Annotated in this window: 1 pseudogene; it reads left to right on the top strand. The window is 43.0% G+C overall.

Features of this window, described 5'->3' with window-relative positions:
* Window positions 1-207: pseudogene (locus tag L3N51_RS12505) on the top strand (IS607 family transposase); the annotation flags it as partial.

Genomic DNA, 207 nt, shown 5'->3' with positions numbered 1-207 from the left:
AAAAAGGGGTACATAAAACCAGAGAGATTGCCATCTGGGAAAATGAGATTTCGGGAGGAGGACGTTGAGAGATTGGCAGGAATAATAAGGAAAAAGAAAGTGGTACTTTACGCCAGAGTGTCATCAGAAACACACAATGACCTGGTGAATCAAGTGAACTACTTGAAGGAAAGGGTTCCGGAACACGACCTCGTTATCACTGATATG

Source organism: Metallosphaera javensis (ex Hofmann et al. 2022), assembly GCF_022064045.1.
GTDB lineage: Archaea > Thermoproteota > Thermoprotei_A > Sulfolobales > Sulfolobaceae > Metallosphaera > Metallosphaera javensis.
The sequence above is the reverse complement of the archived record's forward strand: the minus strand, read 5'-3'. Positions and strand labels throughout refer to the sequence as shown.